Annotated in this window: 11 protein-coding genes; 5 read left to right on the top strand and 6 right to left on the bottom strand. The window is 70.2% G+C overall.

Annotation, left to right across the window (positions count from 1 at the left end):
• Window positions 1-330: 330 nt before the first annotated feature.
• Window positions 331-2,154: a phosphoenolpyruvate carboxykinase (GTP) gene (locus FNV62_RS32135; protein WP_097286047.1), complete on the bottom strand. Its 1,824-nt coding sequence runs from the start codon at window positions 2,152-2,154 to the stop codon at window positions 331-333.
• 334 nt (window positions 2,155-2,488) lie between these two features.
• Here FNV62_RS32135 and trhA point away from each other — a divergent pair, with 334 nt between their 5' ends.
• The 4 genes from trhA to FNV62_RS32115 all read left to right on the top strand — a co-directional run bounded on the left by trhA (window position 2,489) and on the right by FNV62_RS32115 (window position 6,299).
• The gene (trhA, locus tag FNV62_RS32130; protein WP_054234786.1) at window positions 2,489-3,202 is read left to right on the top strand and encodes a PAQR family membrane homeostasis protein TrhA; all 714 of its coding nucleotides are present in this window, start codon (window positions 2,489-2,491) and stop codon (window positions 3,200-3,202) included.
• Window positions 3,203-3,315: 113 nt separating this feature from the next.
• The gene (locus FNV62_RS32125; protein ID WP_143609103.1) at window positions 3,316-4,884 is read left to right on the top strand and encodes a DHA2 family efflux MFS transporter permease subunit; all 1,569 of its coding nucleotides are present in this window, start codon (window positions 3,316-3,318) and stop codon (window positions 4,882-4,884) included.
• On the top strand, window positions 4,881-5,522 hold the full coding sequence (locus FNV62_RS32120; RefSeq protein WP_144315708.1) for a TetR/AcrR family transcriptional regulator: 642 nt from the start codon (window positions 4,881-4,883) through the stop codon (window positions 5,520-5,522). The genes FNV62_RS32125 and FNV62_RS32120 overlap by 4 nt, the downstream gene beginning before the upstream one ends.
• 33 nt (window positions 5,523-5,555) lie before the next feature.
• Complete coding sequence (locus tag FNV62_RS32115) at window positions 5,556-6,299, top strand: Mut7-C RNAse domain-containing protein (RefSeq protein ID WP_143609102.1); 744 nt, start codon at window positions 5,556-5,558, stop codon at window positions 6,297-6,299.
• Here the strand turns inward: FNV62_RS32115 and FNV62_RS32110 are convergent.
• The 5 genes from FNV62_RS32110 to FNV62_RS32090 all read right to left on the bottom strand — a co-directional run bounded on the left by FNV62_RS32110 (window position 6,286) and on the right by FNV62_RS32090 (window position 15,213).
• Complete coding sequence (locus tag FNV62_RS32110) at window positions 6,286-8,688, bottom strand: galactose oxidase early set domain-containing protein (protein WP_143611437.1); 2,403 nt, start codon at window positions 8,686-8,688, stop codon at window positions 6,286-6,288. The two genes, FNV62_RS32115 and FNV62_RS32110, sit on opposite strands and share 14 nt — an antisense overlap.
• A gap of 5 nt (window positions 8,689-8,693) precedes the next feature.
• Window positions 8,694-9,905 carry a glycosyltransferase gene (locus FNV62_RS32105; protein ID WP_054234782.1) on the bottom strand — a complete coding sequence of 404 codons (1,212 nt, stop codon included), beginning with the start codon at window positions 9,903-9,905 and terminating at the stop codon, window positions 8,694-8,696.
• A complete protein-coding gene (locus FNV62_RS32100; protein ID WP_143609101.1) occupies window positions 9,902-11,572 on the bottom strand; it encodes an ArnT family glycosyltransferase in 1,671 nt (556 codons plus the stop codon). Before FNV62_RS32100 ends, FNV62_RS32105 begins: the two co-directional genes overlap by 4 nt.
• Before the next feature lie 154 nt (window positions 11,573-11,726).
• Window positions 11,727-12,980 (bottom strand): glycosyltransferase, encoded by a 1,254-nt coding sequence (locus FNV62_RS32095; RefSeq protein WP_060894902.1) that lies wholly within the window; start codon window positions 12,978-12,980, stop codon window positions 11,727-11,729.
• Between the two features lie 202 nt (window positions 12,981-13,182).
• Window positions 13,183-15,213 (bottom strand): thioredoxin domain-containing protein, encoded by a 2,031-nt coding sequence (locus FNV62_RS32090; RefSeq protein WP_143609100.1) that lies wholly within the window; start codon window positions 15,211-15,213, stop codon window positions 13,183-13,185.
• Between the two features lie 136 nt (window positions 15,214-15,349).
• On the opposite strand from FNV62_RS32090, the gene FNV62_RS32085 reads away from it, so the two are divergent.
• Entirely contained in the window at window positions 15,350-18,550 is a 3,201-nt protein-coding gene (locus tag FNV62_RS32085) for an AAA family ATPase (protein ID WP_143609099.1), read from the top strand.
• The last annotated feature ends 17 nt before the right edge of the window (window positions 18,551-18,567 follow it).

Here is an 18,567-nt window from a genome sequence, read left to right as displayed (position 1 = left end):
CCTGATGGTCCATACGCTGGTCACCCTCGCCACCGTGCTTGGACGGTGCGCCGGGGCCGGCCCCGGTACGAACGTATGGCAGCCGCAGGCCAGTTGACTTCGGTCGCCGGGCAACCGCCGGAGCCGGTACTGGTTTTCGGGGGTGGATGACCAGAACCGGGAACTGGGCCGGGGGCCCGCCCGTACGCCGTTGTACGGTGCGGGCCCCCGGCCCGGTTCGTGGTGCTGTCACCGCGGCCGGTCTTGACGACGTCGCAGGTCAGGGCAAGTCTGACCGGCCGCGGAGTTCAGGGGTGGACGGCAGCCGCGAGGCCGCCCGCCACTCGGAACTCAGCCCAGGCGCCGCACCAGCGCGCGGTACTCGTCCCACAGTTCCTTCGGGGTGTGCTCGCCGAAGGTGTTGAGGTGCTCGGGCACGAGCGCCGCCTCCTCGCGCCACACGTCCTTGTCGACGGTGAGCAGGAAGTCGAGGTCGGCCTCGGAGAGATCGAGTCCCTTGGTGTCCAGAGCGCCCTTGGCCGGCAGGATGCCGATGGGGGTCTCGACGCCCTCGGCGCGGCCGTCGAGGCGGTCCACGATCCACTTCAGGACACGGCTGTTCTCACCGAAGCCCGGCCACACGAACTTGCCCGCGTCGTTCTTGCGGAACCAGTTCACGTAGTAGATCTTCGGAAGCTTCGCCTGGTCCTTGTCCTTGGCGACGTCGACCCAGTGCCCCATGTAGTCGCCCATGTTGTAACCGCAGAACGGCAGCATGGCGAAGGGGTCGCGGCGCAGCTCGCCGACCTTGCCCTCGGCGGCGGCGGTCTTCTCGGAGGCCACGTTGGCGCCGAGGAAGACGCCGTGGTTCCAGTCGAAGGACTCCGTCACCAGCGGTACGGCGGTGGCGCGGCGTCCGCCGAAGAGGATCGCCGAGATCGGCACGCCCTTGGGGTCCTCCCACTCGGGCGCGATGATCGGGCACTGCGAGGCGGGGACGGTGAAGCGGGCGTTGGGGTGGGCGGCGGGCGTACCGGACTCCGGCGTCCAGTCGTTGCCCTTCCAGTCGATCAGGTGGGCCGGAGTCTCCTCCGTCATGCCCTCCCACCAGATGTCGTTGTCGTCGGTGAGCGCGACGTTGGTGAAGACGGAGTTGCCCCACAGCGTCTTCATCGCGTTGGCGTTGGTGTGCTCACCGGTGCCGGGCGCGACGCCGAAGAAACCGGCCTCGGGGTTGATCGCGTACAGCCGGCCGTCCTCGCCGAACCGCATCCACGCGATGTCGTCGCCGATCGTCTCGACCGTCCAGCCGGAGACGGTGGGCTCCAGCATGGCGAGGTTGGTCTTGCCGCAGGCACTCGGGAAGGCGGCGGCGACGTACTTGGGCTCGCCCTGCGGCGGGGTCAGCTTCAGGATGAGCATGTGCTCGGCGAGCCAGCCCTCGTCACGCGCCATGACGGACGCGATACGCAGGGCGTAGCACTTCTTGCCGAGCAGCGCGTTGCCGCCGTAGCCCGATCCGTACGACCAGATCTCGCGGGACTCGGGGAAGTGCGAGATGTACTTGGTGGAGTTGCACGGCCACGGCACGTCCGCCTCGCCCTCGGCCAGCGGCGCTCCGAGCGTGTGCACAGCACGCACGAAGAAGCCGTCGGTGCCGAGCTCGTCGAGGACGGGCTGTCCCATGCGGGTCATGGTGCGCATGGACACGGCGACGTAGGCGGAGTCGGTTATCTCGACGCCGATCGCGGAGAGGTCGGAGCCGAGCGGGCCCATGCAGAACGGGACGACGTACATCGTCCGGCCCTTCATCGAGCCGCGGAAGATGCCCTTCTCCCCCGCGAATATCTCCCGCATCTCGGCGGGCGCCTTCCAGTGGTTGGTCGGGCCCGCGTCCTCCTCCTTCTCGGAGCAGATGAACGTCCGGTCCTCGACCCGCGCGACATCGGTCGGGTCGGAAGCGGCGTAGTAGGAATGCGGGCGCTTGATGGGATCGAGCTTCTTGAAGGTGCCCTTGTGAACGAGCTCCTCACACAGGCGCTCGTACTCGGCCTCGGATCCGTCACACCAGACCACGTTGTCCGGCTGGGTCAGTTCTGCGATCTCGTTGACCCACGAGATCAGTTCCTTGTGCTGGGTGGGGACGGTGGAGGGAGCCGCGATGTCGCGCGCCACGATTGCTCCTAGATGAGGGGTTTTTTGTTGAGGCCCCGTGGGGGCTGCGACCCGGATGCTTCGGGGGTGTGGATTCCCATGGCGCTCATCCGGTGCCGACCGCACTCATTTGATCATCCGACGGGTTCGCCCATATGTCCAGAGGGCCTCACACGTGAGCGGAGTGACCATCGCCACGTGTATCCGCGATTCTTTGCGTACACGTTGGGTTCAGCTGAAGGTTCTTTTGCGTGGACGCCGCATTGCGCCACGCTCGTGAGAACATGGCCACTCTTGGCTGTTCAGTGCGTCGTACTGACACGTAACTTACGGTTCCGTAGGTAGGATTCCGCCTATGACTGCGCCCGTCCCCGACGCGCCCACGGACTCGCCGGCCGCAGGCCGCAGTCCCGCAGCGCTCTCCCCGTCGCATCCGGTCAAGCCCAAGCTCCGCGGCTGGCTGCACCTCGGCATGTTCCCGGCCGTCCTGATCTCCGGTCTGGTCCTCACCGCTCTGGCCAGTTCCACGCGGGCCCGCATCGCCTGCGGGATCTTCGTTCTGACGGCCTGCCTCCTGTTCGGAGTGAGCGCGCTCTACCACCGCGGCAACTGGAGCCCGCGGATGGACGGCGTGCTGCGCAGACTCGACCACGCCAACATCTTCCTGATCATCGCCGGCACGTACACACCGCTGACGATGCTCCTGCTCCCCGGCGCCAAGGGTCAGTGGCTCCTGTGGAGCATCTGGGCCGCCGCGGCGGCGGGGATCATCTTCCGGGTGTTCTGGGTCGGCGCCCCGCGCTGGCTCTACACCCCCTGCTACATAGCGATGGGCTGGGCGGCCGTCTTCTTCCTGCCGGACTTCATGCGCACGGGCGGCATCGCCGTGCTGGTCCTGGTGATCGTCGGCGGACTGCTCTACAGCGCGGGCGGTGTGATCTACGGGATCAAGCGCCCCAACCCCTCACCTCGCTGGTTCGGCTTCCACGAGGTCTTCCACTCCCTCACCCTCGCGGCGTTCGTCGTGCACTACGTGGGCATCTCGCTGGTGGCCTACCAGCACGGGTAACACACCCCCCTTCGCCCTGAATGGCCACGGCTTCCGAGCCGTGGCCATTTTTGTATGCCTTGACAGCGCACCCCCATTGACACTCACCACCTTTTGACAGCTACTCTCATTTCATGGTTACTGTCACTCAGGACAATGGCGTGCGGCGCGATCCGCGCCGCTGGTGGGCCCTCGGGGCCCTGGTCGCGAGCATGCTCACGCTCGGCTTCGACACGACGATCCTCAACGTGGCCCTGCCGACGATGGCGGGCGAACTCGGCGCCACCACCGGCCAGCAGCAGTGGATGGCGGACGCGTACGTGATCGTCTTCGCCGCGCTGATGCTCCCGGCGGGACTGCTCGGAGACCGCTTCGGACGGCGCCGGATGCTCGTCGTGGGGCTCGGGATCTTCCTCGCCGGTTCCGTGGCCGGCGCCCTGGTCGACGACGTCAACTGGGTCATCGCGGCCCGCACGGTGATGGGCCTCGGCGCCGCGCTGGTCATGCCGCTCGCCCTGTCCGTGCTGCCCTCGCTCTTCGGACCCGACGAGCGCACCAAGGCCGTCGGCATCATCTCCGCCGCCTCGTCGCTCGGTCTGCCGCTCGGCCCGATCATCGGCGGCTGGCTGCTCAACCACTTCTGGTGGGGCTCGGTCTTCCTGGTCAACGTCCCGATGGCCGCGATCGGCATCGCCGCCTGTGTCTTCCTGCTGCCCGAGACCCGCGACCCCGCCTCCCCCAAGGTCGACACCCTCTCCACCGCGCTCACCGCGGCAGGCCTCGGCGCCCTCATCTACGCGATCATCGAGGCGCCCAGCCGCGGCTGGGGCGACCCGCTGATCGTGGGCATGCTCGCCGGAGCCGCCGTCCTGATCGCCGCCCTGGTGCTGCGCGAGCGACGCGTGGAACGCCCCATGCTCGACATGTCGCTGCTCACCCACCGCGGGTTCCTGTTCAACACGATCGCGGCGACCCTGGTGATGTTCGTCCTGTCCGGCCTGCTGTTCGTGCTGCCGCCGTATCTCCAGGCGGTGCTCGGCCACGACGCCTTCGGCACCGGCCTGCGGCTGCTGCCCATGATGGGCGGTCTGATCGTCGCGGCCCGGGCCGCACAGCCGGTCGTCGCCCGGTTCGGCTCCCGCGCGGTGGTCACCGCCGGACTGGTGGTGCTGGCCTTCGCCGCGCTGCTCGGCAGCCGTACGACCGTCGACTCGGGCTACGGATTCACCGCGCTGTGGCTGTCCATCACCGGCTTCGGCTTCGGTTTCTCGGTCGTCCCCGCGATGGACGGCGCCCTCGGCGCCCTGCCCCGCGACCGGGCCGGCAGCGGCTCCGGGCTCCTCATGACGACGCGCCAGGTCGGCAGCGCGATCGGCATCGCCCTCCTCGGCAGCCTGCTGGCCGGCACGTTCCGCGACCGCCTCGACGTCACCGGGCTGCCCGCGAAGGCCGCCGACACCGCCGGGGAGTCCGTGGTCGCGGCGCACATCGTCGCCCAGAAGGCGGGCTCGGCCGATCTCGTGGCCTCCGCGAACAGCGCGTACGTCCACGGCATGGGCCTGGTCCTGCTGGTGTGCGGCATCGCGGCCCTCGTCACCGCCCTGCTGGCCGCGGCGTTCCTGCCGAACACCCCGGTCACGCACGCCACGAAGGAGGACGAGGACCCGGCCATGGCCACCGCTGCGGCGGATGCCGGACAATGAACGGCATGACGGCCGCACCCTCCCCCTTCAGCCCCGCCGACCGCCCTCAGCTGGGCCTGCGCGAGCGGAAGAAGATCAAGACCCGCGAGGCGATCCGCACCGCGACATACGCACTCGTCAGGGAACAGGGGTACGACGCGACGACGATCGAGCAGATCGCCGAGCGCGCCGAGGTGTCGCCGTCGACCGTCTTCCGCTACTTCCCCACCAAGGAGGACATCGTCCTCACGGACGAGTTCGACCCGCTCATCATGGAGGAGCTGCGGGCCCGGCCCACGGACGAACCGTGGATGGACACCCTCCGGTACGTGATGCAGAAGGCCATCCGGCTCGGCATCATGGACGACCCCGAGGTGTCCCGGCTGCGGACCCACCTGATGGTCCAGGTCCCGGCGGTGCGCTCGCGGATGATGGAGAGCATGTCGGTCACCGGCACCATGCTCTGCCAGGCCATCGGCGAGCGCACCGGCCGGGACCCGGACAGCCTGGAGGTGCGGGTCTACGCGATGGCGATCATCGGCGGCCTGATGGAGACGTCCCTGTACTGGGCGGAGAACGACCACCGCGACGACTTCAAGGACCTGGTGGACCGCACGATGGACGTCCTGGAGCACGGCCTCTCCGTCGAAAACCCCTGAGGCCAGGGCTCTCCGGCGTGACATCCTGACCGGGTGAACGGACCGGAGATCCATGTCGCCTTCGCCCCCGAGCTGGGGATGTTCGTACCGCACAGGCGTCGTTCGGGAGCCACGGCGGTCGCCACCGACGGCTCCTCCACCCTCGGCCATGTCGTCGAGTCGCTCGGTGTCCCGCTGACCGAGGTCGGCGCCCTCGTCGTGGACGGCCGCGAGGTGCCCGTCTCGCACCTCCCGGGGGCCGGCGAGAGCGTCGACGTACGGGCGGTCGAGCGCCCGCAGCGGGTTCCCGGCGCCCCGCTGCGCTTCCTCCTCGACGTCCACCTCGGCACCCTCGCGCGCCGACTGCGCCTCCTCGGCGTCGACGCGGCGTACGAGTCGACGGACATCGGCGACCCGGCCCTCGCCGCGCGCTCCGCCGCCGAACGTCGCGTGATGCTCAGCCGCGACCGGGGGCTGCTGCGCCGCCGCGAGCTGTGGACGGGCGCGTTCATCTACAGCACCCGGCCCGATGACCAACTCCGTGACGTGCTGGGCCGGTTCGCACCCGACCTGAGGCCCTGGACGCGCTGCACCGCCTGCAACGGCCTGCTCAAGGAGGCCGCCAAGGAGCAGGTCGTGGACCAACTGGAGGGCGGCACCGAGCGGTCCTACGACATGTTCGCGCAGTGCGAGGAGTGCGGGCGCGCCTACTGGAAGGGCGCGCACCACGACAACCTGGAGGCCATCGTGGAGCGCGCCCTCACCGAGTTCGGGAGCCAGACGCCTAGCGACGCTTGAGATCCTTGGCGCCGCAGGCCAGCCCGTCCCCGTTGGGATCGAGACCCAGCGGGTCGTCCTTGCCGTTGACCTTCAGACGGCCGTAGTCGTTCGTCCTCAGCCACGCGCAGCGCGAGGCCGTCGTCTTCTTGACGCCGTCCGGGAAGACGGTCGGCACACAGACGTTGATCGTGCCGTAGTGCCGGTCGCAGCCGGAGATCGTGGTGCTGACCTTCTGCGAGGTCCGCTTCTTGCCGCCCTTGGTGACCGTGCCCTCGAGGGAGTCGGCGAAGGAGTGGACGTGCGCCGAGGCGGTGTCCGTGGCCAGGGCGGCGGGGCCCTGGAGGTGCACCCACTTGGCGACCGAGGGCACCCCGTTGGCGTCGACCGCGAAGAGCATGTACCAACCGGGCGGGGCCATGTTGGGGTTGCTCGTCACGTTCAGGTCGACGTTGTTGCCGTCCACCGACAGGGGCAGGTCCACGAAGCGCTGGTTCGGGTCGGACGAGTGCGTCACCGCGGCCGGGCGGATCAGCTCGGCCTTCACGATGGGCCGGTCGACCGTGATGCGCTGCGTGTCCCCGTACACCCACTCGTTGTCGATCACCGAGGTGATCGTCGGACGGGTGCCCTTGAGGAGGTAGGGCGGGGTGTAGATGGACACGTTGTGGTTCCAGGTGCCGTTGCCCGGGTTGTCGCCGGTGGCCATCACCCGGCCGTCGGGCAGCAGGAACGCGGAGGAGTGGTAGCCGCGCGCCTCGGGGTCGGCGGCCACCGGGTCAAAGGTGGAGGTCGCCGGGTCGAACATCGACGCCTCGAACACCGGGTTGGCGCGGTTGTGCAGGCCACCGCCCGTCTCCAGCACCTTGCCGTCCGGCAGGAGGACGGCGGAGACGTACATCTTGCCCTGGTTGCCGGTCTCGGCGACCTTGCCGTTGCCGAGGTCGACCGTGCCCTGCGGGATCTGCGGGCCGACGGTGTACGCCGGGTTCGCGGCCTTCAGGTCGATGATGTCGGTGAGCCGGTTCGCCTCCGGGTTGGAGTCGATGTTGCCGCCGCCGATCGTCAGCACCTTCTGGTCCTGGGCCGGGGGCAGCAGCACGCTCGCGGACTGGTCGCGCTCGTCCTTGTCCTGGAGCCCGGGGATCGCCGTGACGGTGTTCGCGTCGTAGTCGTAGATCGCCGAGCCCGTGCCGGGCGTGCCGTTGCCGAAGACGTGGCTGCCCGAGTAGAAGAGCCGCCCGTCCTGCATCAGGATCATCGACGGGTACAGACCCCAGTACGACCAGGTCTGGTTGACCTGCGTGAACGGCAGCCACCGCTGCTGCGCCGCCGACCAGCGCTCGGCCGTCACCGACCCGGTGGAGTCCTCGCGCAGTCCGCCGAACGAGATGACGTCACCGTTGCCGAGCTCGGTGGCCGACGGGTACCAGTGACCGTCGTTCAGGTCGTTCGTCTTGCTGTACGTCTCGGTGACCGGGTCGAAGACGTACGAGTCCTTGTACCCCTCGTATCCGTGCCCGCCCGCGACCGGGAACGCCTTGTTGCCGCTCATCACCAGCACCCGCCCGTCGGCGAGCTGGACGTGACCCGAGCAGAACATGTCCTTCGGCGTGGGGATCACCTTGTACGTGCCGTTCAGCGGGTCGTAGACCGCGCTGGTGAACGTGCCCGCGTTGAAGTTCTCCTCGCTGTTGCCGGACCCGGCGATCAGCAGCACCTTGCCGTTGTTGAGGACGACGGAGTGCATGGAGCGCACCGGGTTCTGCGTGGGCAGCACGTCCCAGCGGCCGTTCGCGCACTCGTCGGTGGTGGCGGTGCAGGTGGCCGGCGGGATGGGGTCGGAGACCTGTTCCATCGTGTAGTCGTCGGTGGTCGCCGAGCCGGTGCCGTACACCGAGACGCCCCAGGTGATGCGGTCGGTACCGGCCGGGACGGCGGGCGTACGGACGCTCGCCTGCGTCCAGCCCGCCGCCATGTCCAGCGTCTTGAGGTCGGTCCAGTACTGCCAGCCCGCCGTGGTGTCGTGCCGGAAGAGGGTGATCGCGGTGTCCGGCGTCGTCGACTTGTACCAGAGGCCGAGGTCGTACTGCTTGCCCGCGGTGACCACCGGCGCGCAGGTCGCGGACTCCGTGATCAGGGCCTTGCGGTCGCCGTCGACGCGCCGGGTCAGCGTGACCTTCATGGCCCTGGAGCCGGAGTGGGAGTCGGCGACGGTGGCGAAGGTGAAGTCGTTGTCGCCCCAGCCGGACTTCTCCCAGCAGGACGGCATGCCGTCCGTGCCGTCGGTCTCGAAACCCGGGTTGGTGACGAGGTTGGCGGCGGAGGCGGGCTGCGGCGAGACGAGCAGCAGCCCGGCGGCCAGGCCCGCCACGGCCAGCAGTGACGTTCTCCGTCGGGGTCGTGCCAGATGTTTCACGCGGCTCTCCTCGTTGTGCGGCTGCGGCTCCCGCCCGGGGCCTCGCTGCTGCGGCGCGGCAGATAGACCAGCGCCTCGGTGCCCACGAAGCGCAGGACGAACGTCATCACCAGGGCCAGCGCGGTGGCGGACAGGGCGCCCATCCCGAAGTGGCCGACGAACAGGGCGATCAGCGGGATGCGCAGCACCAGGTCGGCGTTGGCGAGCAGCGCGAACCGGCCCACCCGGTCCCACCAGCTGCGGTGCTTTCGGCGCTCGCGGAACAACAGATGCTCGATGAGCAGGAAGTTCCAGGCGACGCCCAACTGGTTGGCGAGGATCTCGGCCGGTACGTAGTGCATGCCGGCGGCGGTGAGCGCGTACAGGCCGATCAGGTTCGGCAGGAAGCCGGTGGCGCCGATCAGACCGAAGACGACCATCCGCGCGACCGGCGAGGCGGTGCGCAGCCCGACGAGGTGACGCAGGAACCGGAAGCCCTCCTGCGCGGTCGACTTGGACTCGCCCGCGAACCGGTCCTGGAAGACGAAGGGCACCTCGGTGACCTCGCGCGGGCGGCTGCGGACGGCGAGTTCGAGGAGGATCTTGTAGCCGAGCGGCTGCAGGATCTCGGCGGTGACCGCGCTGCGGCGGATCGCGAAGAAGCCGCTCATCGGATCGCTGATACCGCGCAGTCGGCGCGGGAAGAGCGTCTTGGTCAGCCAGGTCGCGCCGCGCGAGACGGCGATGCGGTAGCCGCCCGCGAGGCCCTCGCGGCTGCCGCCCTTGATGTACCGGCTGGCGACGACGAGCCCGGCGGCGGACCGCTCCCCCGAGGCCACCAACTCCGGTATCAGGGACGGCGGATGCTGGAGATCGCCGTCCATGACGACGATCCAGTCGGAGCTCGCCGCCTTCAGCCCCTCGACGACGGCACCGCCGAGCCCGCCCACGGCTTCCTCGCGGTGCAACAAGGTCACCGGGAACGGGCAGTCCTGCGCCTCCCGGGAGATCACCTCGGGGGTGTCGTCCGTGGAGTCGTCCACGAAGACCACCTCGCAGGGCAGCCGGTCGGGTACCGACTCGGTGATCCGGCGCAGGAGTTCACGGATGTTCGCGGACTCGTTGAAGGTCGGTACGACGATGGTGACGGCGCCCGGTTCGGGCACCTCGACCGCCCTTACGGCGGGATCGCCGAGTTCCCCGGGGACGGTGCTCTCGAAGCTGCTCATCGACTGCCCCCGGACGTCGTCGTGGTCATGGTGTTTCCCGTGCTCTCGTCGATCTGCCGGATCTCGATCCGGTCGGCGCCCTTGCCGAAGGTGGCGACCGGCGTCGAATGCTCGATGGCCGCCTTGACGTTGGGCAGGTCGACCGCGTCACGCCGCACCGTCGGAGAGGCGACGACGTAGTCGATGTCCTTCCAGCCGCGCGGCATCGTCCTGGTCACCGCGGGGTCGAGGTCCGCCTTGTAGAACCAGATGACGCCGAGCCCGGGCCGGTAGCCGTCGTGGACCAGGTCGAGCCAGAGGGCGTCGTCGACCAGGACCCGGGTGTCCGCCGGGTCCTGGACCTCGGTCTTCAGCCAGGTGGCCGCCGCCCGGTAGGGGGCGTTGGCGTCGGCGGTCACGGCGGTGTGGTCGCCGTCGTACCAGTGCGGCAGCACATAGAGCGCGGCGACCGCCACGAGCGCGGCCGCCGTCACCCGCCGTCCCCAGGTGACGTACGGCTTCTCCTCGTCGCTCCGCCACCTGCGCAGCACCAGATGGGCGAGGCTGGCGGCGCCTCCGGCGAGGACCAGCGCGAGGAACGGCAGCGCCTGGATGATGTACATCGCGGGCAGATAGCCGCTCGGGCGCAGCGCCACCAGGGCGAGGATCGCCACCGTGAGGGCGGGTCCGGCGAGGGCGCGGGCGGTGACGGACCAGCGCCAGGTGGCCAGGAGCAGCAGCGCTCCGGCGAGGCCGCCGACGATCAGCACCCGGTCGTAGTAGAGCCAGGAGTGCAGCACGCCGTACGAGCCGGAGCCGGGGTCGAGGATGAAGCCGGAGCCGGGGCGGCTCATCTGGTACGTGATGCCGTCCCAGAGCGAGACATGGCCCGCGCCCGGGAACAGCTCGCCCTTGAGCAGGGCGAACAGCGGGTACGCGAGGCCGATCAGGACGCAGGCGGTGATGGCTCCGGTGAGCGCGAACTTGCGGGTGTCGCGGTGGCCGTGGCGCCACATGGTGACCAGGAGCGCGGGCAGGACGACGAGCATCGTCTCCTTGGTGAGCACGGCGGCCGCGGCCGCGATGCCCGCCCCGAAGTGGTGCCAGAGGTGCCGGCTCGGGGACGCGGCGAGGCAGAACGCGAGCAGCGTCCACATCACCGCGATGTTGTCGAGGAAGATCTCGCGCTGGAGCACCACCGACAGCGGGGAGAGCCCGAAGAGCACCATCGCGAGGCCCGCGGCCCAGCGCGGCAGCGAGAGGCGGCGCGCGAGGACGTACAGCAGGACCGCGCTGGCGGCGCTGACCGCGAGCATCGCGACGCGCATCGAGCCGACCGTCATCAGCGAGGGGCTGATGTGGGCGGGGATCCAGGTCAGGGCGGCTATCTGGATCCAGCCCAGGGGCGGGTGGTCGTACCAGTACGTGTAGTGCGCGAGGCCCTTGCCCTGCTGCACGGCCCACGCCTGGGCGAGATAGGTGCCCTCGTCGTCGCTGAGTGTCGGGTAGTCGGTGATGTTCCAGCCCTGCACGACGATGATCGCCACCAGCAGGGCGCCGCACAGCAGCAGGTCGGCGCGCGAGGTGCGCAACCGCTGGAGCGGCGGGTGGTCGTGGACGATGTCGGGCGCGGCGGGTCGCGTCGCGGGGACCGTGGACGTGGTCACCGCGGGAAGTGTCGAGGTCACGCGGGAAGGTCCTCTCGGGACTTTCGGTACGTTCGGGATGTTCGGGCCCAAGGACTGCGGCACCAGGGCCTGCGGAACCGGGGCATGCGGAACCAAGGCGTACGGAACCAAGGCCTGCCCGGCGGTGGGGACGCCCGGCGGGTGACCTCAGGTCCTAGTGGGTCGCTTCGGCCTCGGTGAGGTGCGCGCCGACATGACTGGTCAACTCCCAGTCGTTGCGGCCCCTTTGCTCACGCCATACGGCACGGACGGCCGCACCGGCGAGAAGCACCTGATAGAAGGGGCCACCGACCACGAGCTTCAGGTAGTGGACGAACCGGACGCGCAGCCCGTACTGCTTGCCGAAGTCGTGCAGTCCGACGAGCTCGAAGACGAAGGTGACCAGGGCGGTCACGGCCGGCAGGAAGGTGATGAAGGCGATCCCGACGGGCACGTCGAGGAAGAGCGCGATGGCCACGTTGAGCGGGATGACCACCCCGGAGACGGCTTGCAGATACGGCGTCATCAGCGTGTAGCGGGCGAGCAACCGCTGTCCGAAGCCGGGCAGTTGCTTCCAGTCCTTCTTGCGGTAGACCTGCAGGAAGCCCTGGTTCCACCGGGTGCGCTGCTTCATCAGCGACACCAGGCTGCCCGGGGTCTCCTCCCGGGTCACCATGTCGGAGTCGTAGGCGACGACGACCTTCTTGCCGACGCTGGAGAGCCGTACCCCCAGGTCGCAGTCCTCGGCGAGGCACTCGGGGTCCCAGCCGTCCGCTTCCCGCAGTACGTCCGTCCGTACGAAGACGGTGTTGCCGCCGAGCGGGATGAAACCTTTTTGCGCATGCAGGTGGAGCCGCGAGCGGAACCAGAAGAAGTACTCCAGGCAGTTGCGCAGGCTGTACCAGTTGGAGTGGAAGTTGATGAGCTGGACCCCGCCCTGGACGACGTCCGCACCCGTCGTGCGGAACGCGTGGTCGACATGGGCGAGCAGCTCCGGATGGACCTGGTCCTCGGCGTCGAAGACCCCGACGACGTCGCCGCGGCAGTGCGGCAGCGCCGTGTTCATGGCCTTCGGCTTGTTCTTCTTCTCGTGGTGGTCGACGACGACCCGCACCCGCCCGTCGCGGGCCTCGGCCTGCCGGGCGACCTCGGTGGTCTCCGGATCGTCGTGCCCGACGATGACGATGATCTCGAAGTCGGTGTGGCTCGATTCCAGCAGTCGCTGGATGGTGTGGTCGAGCACGGCCTGTTCGTGGCGGGCCGGCAGCAGCAGCGAGAACGCCAGCCGGTCGTCGCCGTCCGGTCTGCCGAACCGGGTGGACGCCAGCACCTCGGGCGTGCGCCACGCGTGCATCTGCCACCAGAGAGTGAACGCCGCCATCCAGAACAGGGCCATCGAAATGGCAGCAATAAAGACAGACGTGAGCAACAGATCCCCCCAGATCCCAAAACCCCCATTCGCGACGATGTGTCACATCCGCCGCGTCACGATGCAAAGACTATGGGCGATCTGTGAAGTGCACAGGCTGATCTGGTGAAGAGCGTGTTTCATCACAGTCCGATCGCTTGTTGAACGATTCGAACACCGGTCGCGTTTCAGCCAGTTGACGGACGGTCTGATGATCTGTGTTTCAGCTGCTCAGAGCCGTGCGAAGCCGGTCGGGATCGGTCGTCGGAGCATCACAAGTGAAGTTTCGGCAGACATACGCGGCGGGTTCGCCCCGTACGAGGGGGCGGTCGGCAAGGAGCGGCAGCTCGTCACTCTCCGGAGTTCCCACGGCGACCACGGCGCCCGGCGCGGTACCGAGCAGGGCCGTACGGTGCAGGGCTTTTGTCAGGGGATGCCCCTCCGGCCCCACGACCGCGACCTCACGCGGCCCGTCGAGCAGCGCCTCCGCCACCGCGAGCCCCCAGCCGATGAAACGGGGAGCGCGCGGCCCGAGCGCCTTCACGACGCCCAACGCCCTTTCGGCGGCGGTCCGATGGGGCTCGGCGCCGGTCTGGGCGGCATAGCTCAGCAGGGCACCGGCCGCCGCGCTCCAGCCGGAGGGCGTGGCGTTGTCGGTGGGGTCCTGAGGCCGGCGGATGAGGCGCTCGGCGTCGGCCGCGGTGTCGTACAGCGCGCCGGACTCGGGATCGGTGAACTGCATGATCACCTGATCCAGCAGGAACCCGGCGAATTCCAGCCACACCCCTTCCCCGGTGACGGAGGCCAGCGCGAGGAACCCCTCGGCGACGTCCGCGTAGTCCTCCAACACCCCCGCATTGGCCCCGACCTGCCCGTCCTTGCTGGTACGCGACAGTCGCGCCCGGTCGTCCATGTGCACCCGTACGAGGAGATCCGCGGCGGCGATCGCGGCGTCCACGAGGTCGGGGCGGTCGAAGTAGGCGCCGGTCTCCGCGAGGGCGGCGACGGCGAGCCCGTTCCAGGCGGCGACGATCTTGTCGTCGCGCCCGGGAGCGGGTCGCTCGGCCCGCGCGGCGAGCAGCCGACGCCGGATGCCGGCCACCTTCTCCGCGTCGAACAACTCGTCCTGCTGCGGCAGTTGCAGCACGGAGGAGCCCTCTTCGAAGGTCCCCTCCTCCGTCACCCCGAAGTACCGGGCGGCGAGTTCACCGTCCTCGGCGCCGAGCACCTCGCGCAGCTGCCGCGGGGTCCACACGTAGTACGCGCCCTCGACGTGCCGGCCCGTGCCGTCGTCACTGTCGGCGTCGAGCGCGGAGGCGAACCCGCCTTCGTTCGTGCGGAGTTCGCCCACCATGAAGTCGGCGGTCTCCAGGGCGACGCGACGGGCGAGCTCGGAGCCGGTGGTACGCCAGAGATGCGCATACACCCTGCACAGAAGTGCGTTGTCGTACAACATCTTCTCGAAATGGGGCACAACCCACTCGCGATCCACGGAGTACCGCGCGAACCCCCCACCCAACTGGTCGTAGATCCCGCCCCGCGCCATCCGCTCACAGGTGTCCTGCGCCATCTGGAGAGCGCCCTCGGAACCGGTCCGCGCGTGGTGCCGCAGCAGGAACTCGATCACCATGGACGGCGGGAACTTGGGCGCGCCCCCGAAGCCGCCGCGCGAGGCGTCGTACTCCCTGGTGAGCCCGAGCAGCGCACCGGCCAGGTCCTCCTCGCCGGGCACCTCGCCGCTCCCGAAGCTCATCTCCCGCTCGGCGAGATCCCGCACGATCTTCCCCGCGACCTCGGCGACCTCGCCCCGACGGTCGGTCCAGGCCCCGCGCACCCCCTCCAGCACCTGCCGGAACGACGGCATCCCGTGCCGGGGCGCGGGCGGGAAGTAGGTCCCGAAGTAGAAGGGCTCGGCATCCGGCGTGAGAAACACGGTCATGGGCCACCCGCCCTGCCCCGTGGCCGCCTGCACGGCCTCCATGTAGACGGCGTCGACGTCGGGCCGCTCCTCACGGTCGACCTTGACGTTGACGAAGTGCTCGTTGAGATAGGCGGCCGTCGCCTCGTCCTCGAAGGACTCGTGCGCCATGACATGACACCAGTGACAGCTGCTGTACCCGACGCTGAGCAGCACGGGCACGCCCCGCTCGCGCGCCTCCTCGAAGGCCTCGGCCGACCAGGGCCACCAGTCGACGGGGTTGTCGGCGTGCTGGAGCAGGTAGGGGGACGTCTCGTGGGCCAGTCGGTTCGGCATGGGTCCATCCTGCCGCAGTCCCCGGCCCCTGACGCGTCGGGCGCAGCCGCCCATTGATCGCGTCGCCCCCTCGCGCTCGCGCCCCCCACCAAGGACACTTGAACGTAAAGGAGTTGCCGCCGGAGGGGGACGTGACATGCGGGAAGGCCATCGGGCGGAGGCCGAGCGGCTGTTGACCCGGGCCGTGGAGGAAGAGGTACGGCGCTCGGGCGGGCGGAGCGACGGGGCCGTGTTGCTGTCGCGGGCCCGTGCCGCGCTCGACACCATGGCGGAGGCCGCCGCCGAGGAGTACGGGGCGTACACCCGGGCGCTGGACGAGGCGGAGGCCGGCCGACTGACGTTCGGACAGCGGTACGCCCGGGAGGGCGCCGGAACTCCCCTGCTGGTGGCGGTGGTTGCCGCCGTCGCGGCCTGCGCGGCGGACCTGGCGCTGGGCACGGGCGCCGGAACGGCCGTCGGCGCGGGAGCGACCGTCGCCGTGGTGGGCGCGGCGGCCACCGTGCTCAAGGTGACCGCCTCGCACGTACCGGCCGCGAGCCGCCGGGCGGGAGCCCTGGGCCAGCCGGGCGGCCCCGAGCAGTTGCGGCTCCAGTGGCTGACGGCGCTGGAGGTACGGGGCATCCGGCCCTTCCTCGATCAGCAGCGCGTGCTCAGCGCCTCCGCGGGGGCCAAGCAGGGTGCGCCCCAGCTGCGACGCACCGACAAGAGTGCCGCCGCGCGCAGACGCAACGTACTGGAGCAGTCGTTCGGGCAGCTTCCCGAGCCGGCCGGCCCGTTCACGGGGCGCCGGACCGAGCTGTCCCGGGTGGCGCAGTGGGTGCAGGCGGCCCGCGCCAGCACCGAGACGAAGCCGACCGTGGTCATCCTGCACGGCGCCCCCGGCTCAGGCCGCAGCACCCTCGCGATCCGGGCGGCGCACAGCCTGAAGGACCAGTTCCGCGGCGCGTGCGTGGTGGACCTGCGCGGCGACAGCACCGAGGAGCCGCCCCTCACCACCCGCGACGCCATGCTCCACCTCCTCAACCGGCTCGGCGCACCCCGCGAGCAGCTCCTCTTCCGTGAGCGTTCCTCGCCGGACCAGCAGGTCAGACGCCTCGGCGAGCTGTACCACCAGCACCTGACGGGCCTGCCGGTCACGATCGTCCTGGACGACGCGAGCGACGCCGAGCAGGTCCGCGCCCTGGTCCCCGAGCGCTCGGACAGCCTGGTCCTGGTCACGGCCCGCAAACCGCTCGACCTGCCCGCCGACCTCCCCGCCTGGGTGCACCAGCTCCCGGTCGACGCCCTGGACGCGGCGGGCGCCGAGGAACTGCTGAACGCGGCGGCGCAGGAGAAGCCGGACCCGTACGACGCCGAGGCCTCCGACCGGGTACGGGAGCTGTGCGGCAGCCTCCCCCTCGCCCTGCGCATCGCGGGTTCCTCCCTCGGCCCGCGCACCCCGCGCCAACTGGCCTCCGACCTCGGCGCGTACGGCCCCGTGGAGCCGGTCGAGCGGGTGCTGTGGCTGCGCTACACCGACCAGACCGACACGGCGAGGCGCCTGCTGCGCCGGCTGGCGCTGGCCGGCCGGGCCTCGCTCGGCGCCGCCGCCGCTGCCTCCCTGCTGGCGACGGACGAACAGGAGGCCACCCGCCACCTCACCGCGCTCGCGCAGGCGGGCCTCATCGACCACGTCCGCGGCAGCCGCTACCGGCTGCACGACCTCGTCCGGGGCTTCGCCCAGGCACGGCTGCTCGACGAGGAGGAGCCGTCCGAGCGGACGGCGGCCCAGGAGCGTCTGATCGTGAACTACGCGGAGCTGGCCGACTCGGTGATCCGCCTGGTCGACGGCAAGACGTCGACGCGGGCGGATCAGTTCGGCCCGCACGGATTCACCTCGCTCGACGCGGCCCTGCGCTGGCTGGACGACGAGTCGAGCTTCATCACGGCCGCCCTGCGCCACGCGGAGGGCGTGAACCAAGCGGCCGTACTGAACCTCCTCGGCGCCCTGTGCGACTACTGCCTGCTGCGCGGCGACCTCTACCGCCTGGGCGAGATCAGCGAGTTGACGCAGGCCGTCGACCAGGGCCTGCTGGTGCGCTCGGTGCAGTGGCGCACCGGTATCGCGGCCCGCCAGCTCGGCGAGCTGGACAAGGCCCACACCACCCTGTCGTCCGTGGTGAACCTCTACTTCGAGGCGCACCACGACGCGGGCGCGGCTCGGGCCCTGTGCTCCCTCGGCATCACCCTGCACCACCAGGGCAACCTCACCGAGGCGGCCGCCAAGCTCCAGGAGGCCATGGACCTGCAGGCCTCCCCCGACCTGGCGGCGGACCGCGCCTGGACGATGCACGCGCTGGCCGCCGTGGAGCGCGACCGGGGCCATCTCGCCCTCGCCCTGGACCTGCTCACCGAGGCCCTGGTCCTGCACCGCGCGGGCGAGTCCGTGCACGGCGAGGCGTGGGCCCACTTCCAGCTCGGCCAGCTGGGCCTGCGGTTGGGCGACGTTCCGCGCGCGGAACGGGAGTTGCGTGACGCCCTCGACCTGTACGGCCGTACGCGCGACGCCCGCGGCGAGGCCTGGGCCCTGACCCAGCTGGCCCGCGCCCGCCTCGTCGACGGCGACCCGTCCACCGCGGCCGAGGGCCTGCGCCAGGCGGCCTCGCGGCACCGGGAGAACGAGGACGCGCGCGGCGAGGCCTGGACGATCTACTACCTGGGCCAGTCCCTGGAGGAGACCGGCAACCTGGACCAGGCGGTCCGTGAGCTGGAGCGCTCCCGGACGATGTTCTCGCGGATGCGGGACGTGTACGGGCTCGCCTGCGCCCGCCACCACTCGGCGCGCGTCACCCGAGACCAACGGGCCGCCCAGACCGGCTCCCTGCGCAACTCGGGCTTCGCCCGCCAGCTCCTGGTGGACGCGCGCGCCGACTTCCAGCGCATCGGCGTGGCGCACGGCGAGGCGTGGACCTGCCTGGAGCTCGCGGTGGTCGACGCCGGAAACGCCCGTACGCCGGGGGCCCTCGCCCTGTGCGACGAGGCGGCCGGTCTGTTCGCCTCGTACGGGGACCGGCGCGGCGAGGACTGGGCCAGGTTCCTGAGGTGCACCCTTCTGCCGTACGGCTCCCCGGGCGGCCTCGAAGTGGGCAGCGCCGTCGCCCAGGAGGAACTGGCGCAGCTCTCCCGCACCGGCCACCCGCTCCGCGACGGAAAGCTCGACGACTACGTGGAGGCCTACCAGCTCTTGCTGGAACGGGGGGTCGACCTGGACGCGGGATGGCAGGCTTGGCGCCTGGGAATGGTGCCGAGCCGGCATGCCCGGGAGGTCATGGGGGTGGCGGTGACCGCGGCGCGGTAGCTCGGTGGGAATGTTCG

Origin of the sequence: Streptomyces sp. RLB3-17, from assembly GCF_007113425.2 — a bacterium.
Lineage (GTDB): Bacteria > Actinomycetota > Actinomycetes > Streptomycetales > Streptomycetaceae > Streptomyces > Streptomyces mirabilis_D.
This window is presented reverse-complemented; position numbering and strand designations above follow the sequence as displayed.

What these genes read in the sequence shown, in the direction of transcription:
- trhA (WP_054234786.1), top strand. Translation starts at nt 2,489, where the DNA reads ATGACTGCGCCCGTCCCCGACGCGCCCACGGACTCGCCGGCCGCAGGC.
- FNV62_RS32125 (WP_143609103.1), top strand. Translation starts at nt 3,316, where the DNA reads ATGGTTACTGTCACTCAGGACAATGGCGTGCGGCGCGATCCGCGCCGC.
- FNV62_RS32120 (WP_144315708.1), top strand. Translation starts at nt 4,881, where the DNA reads ATGAACGGCATGACGGCCGCACCCTCCCCCTTCAGCCCCGCCGACCGC.
- FNV62_RS32105 (WP_054234782.1), bottom strand. Translation starts at nt 9,905, where the DNA reads ATGAGCAGCTTCGAGAGCACCGTCCCCGGGGAACTCGGCGATCCCGCC.
- FNV62_RS32090 (WP_143609100.1), bottom strand. Translation starts at nt 15,213, where the DNA reads ATGCCGAACCGACTGGCCCACGAGACGTCCCCCTACCTGCTCCAGCAC.
- FNV62_RS32085 (WP_143609099.1), top strand. Translation starts at nt 15,350, where the DNA reads ATGCGGGAAGGCCATCGGGCGGAGGCCGAGCGGCTGTTGACCCGGGCC.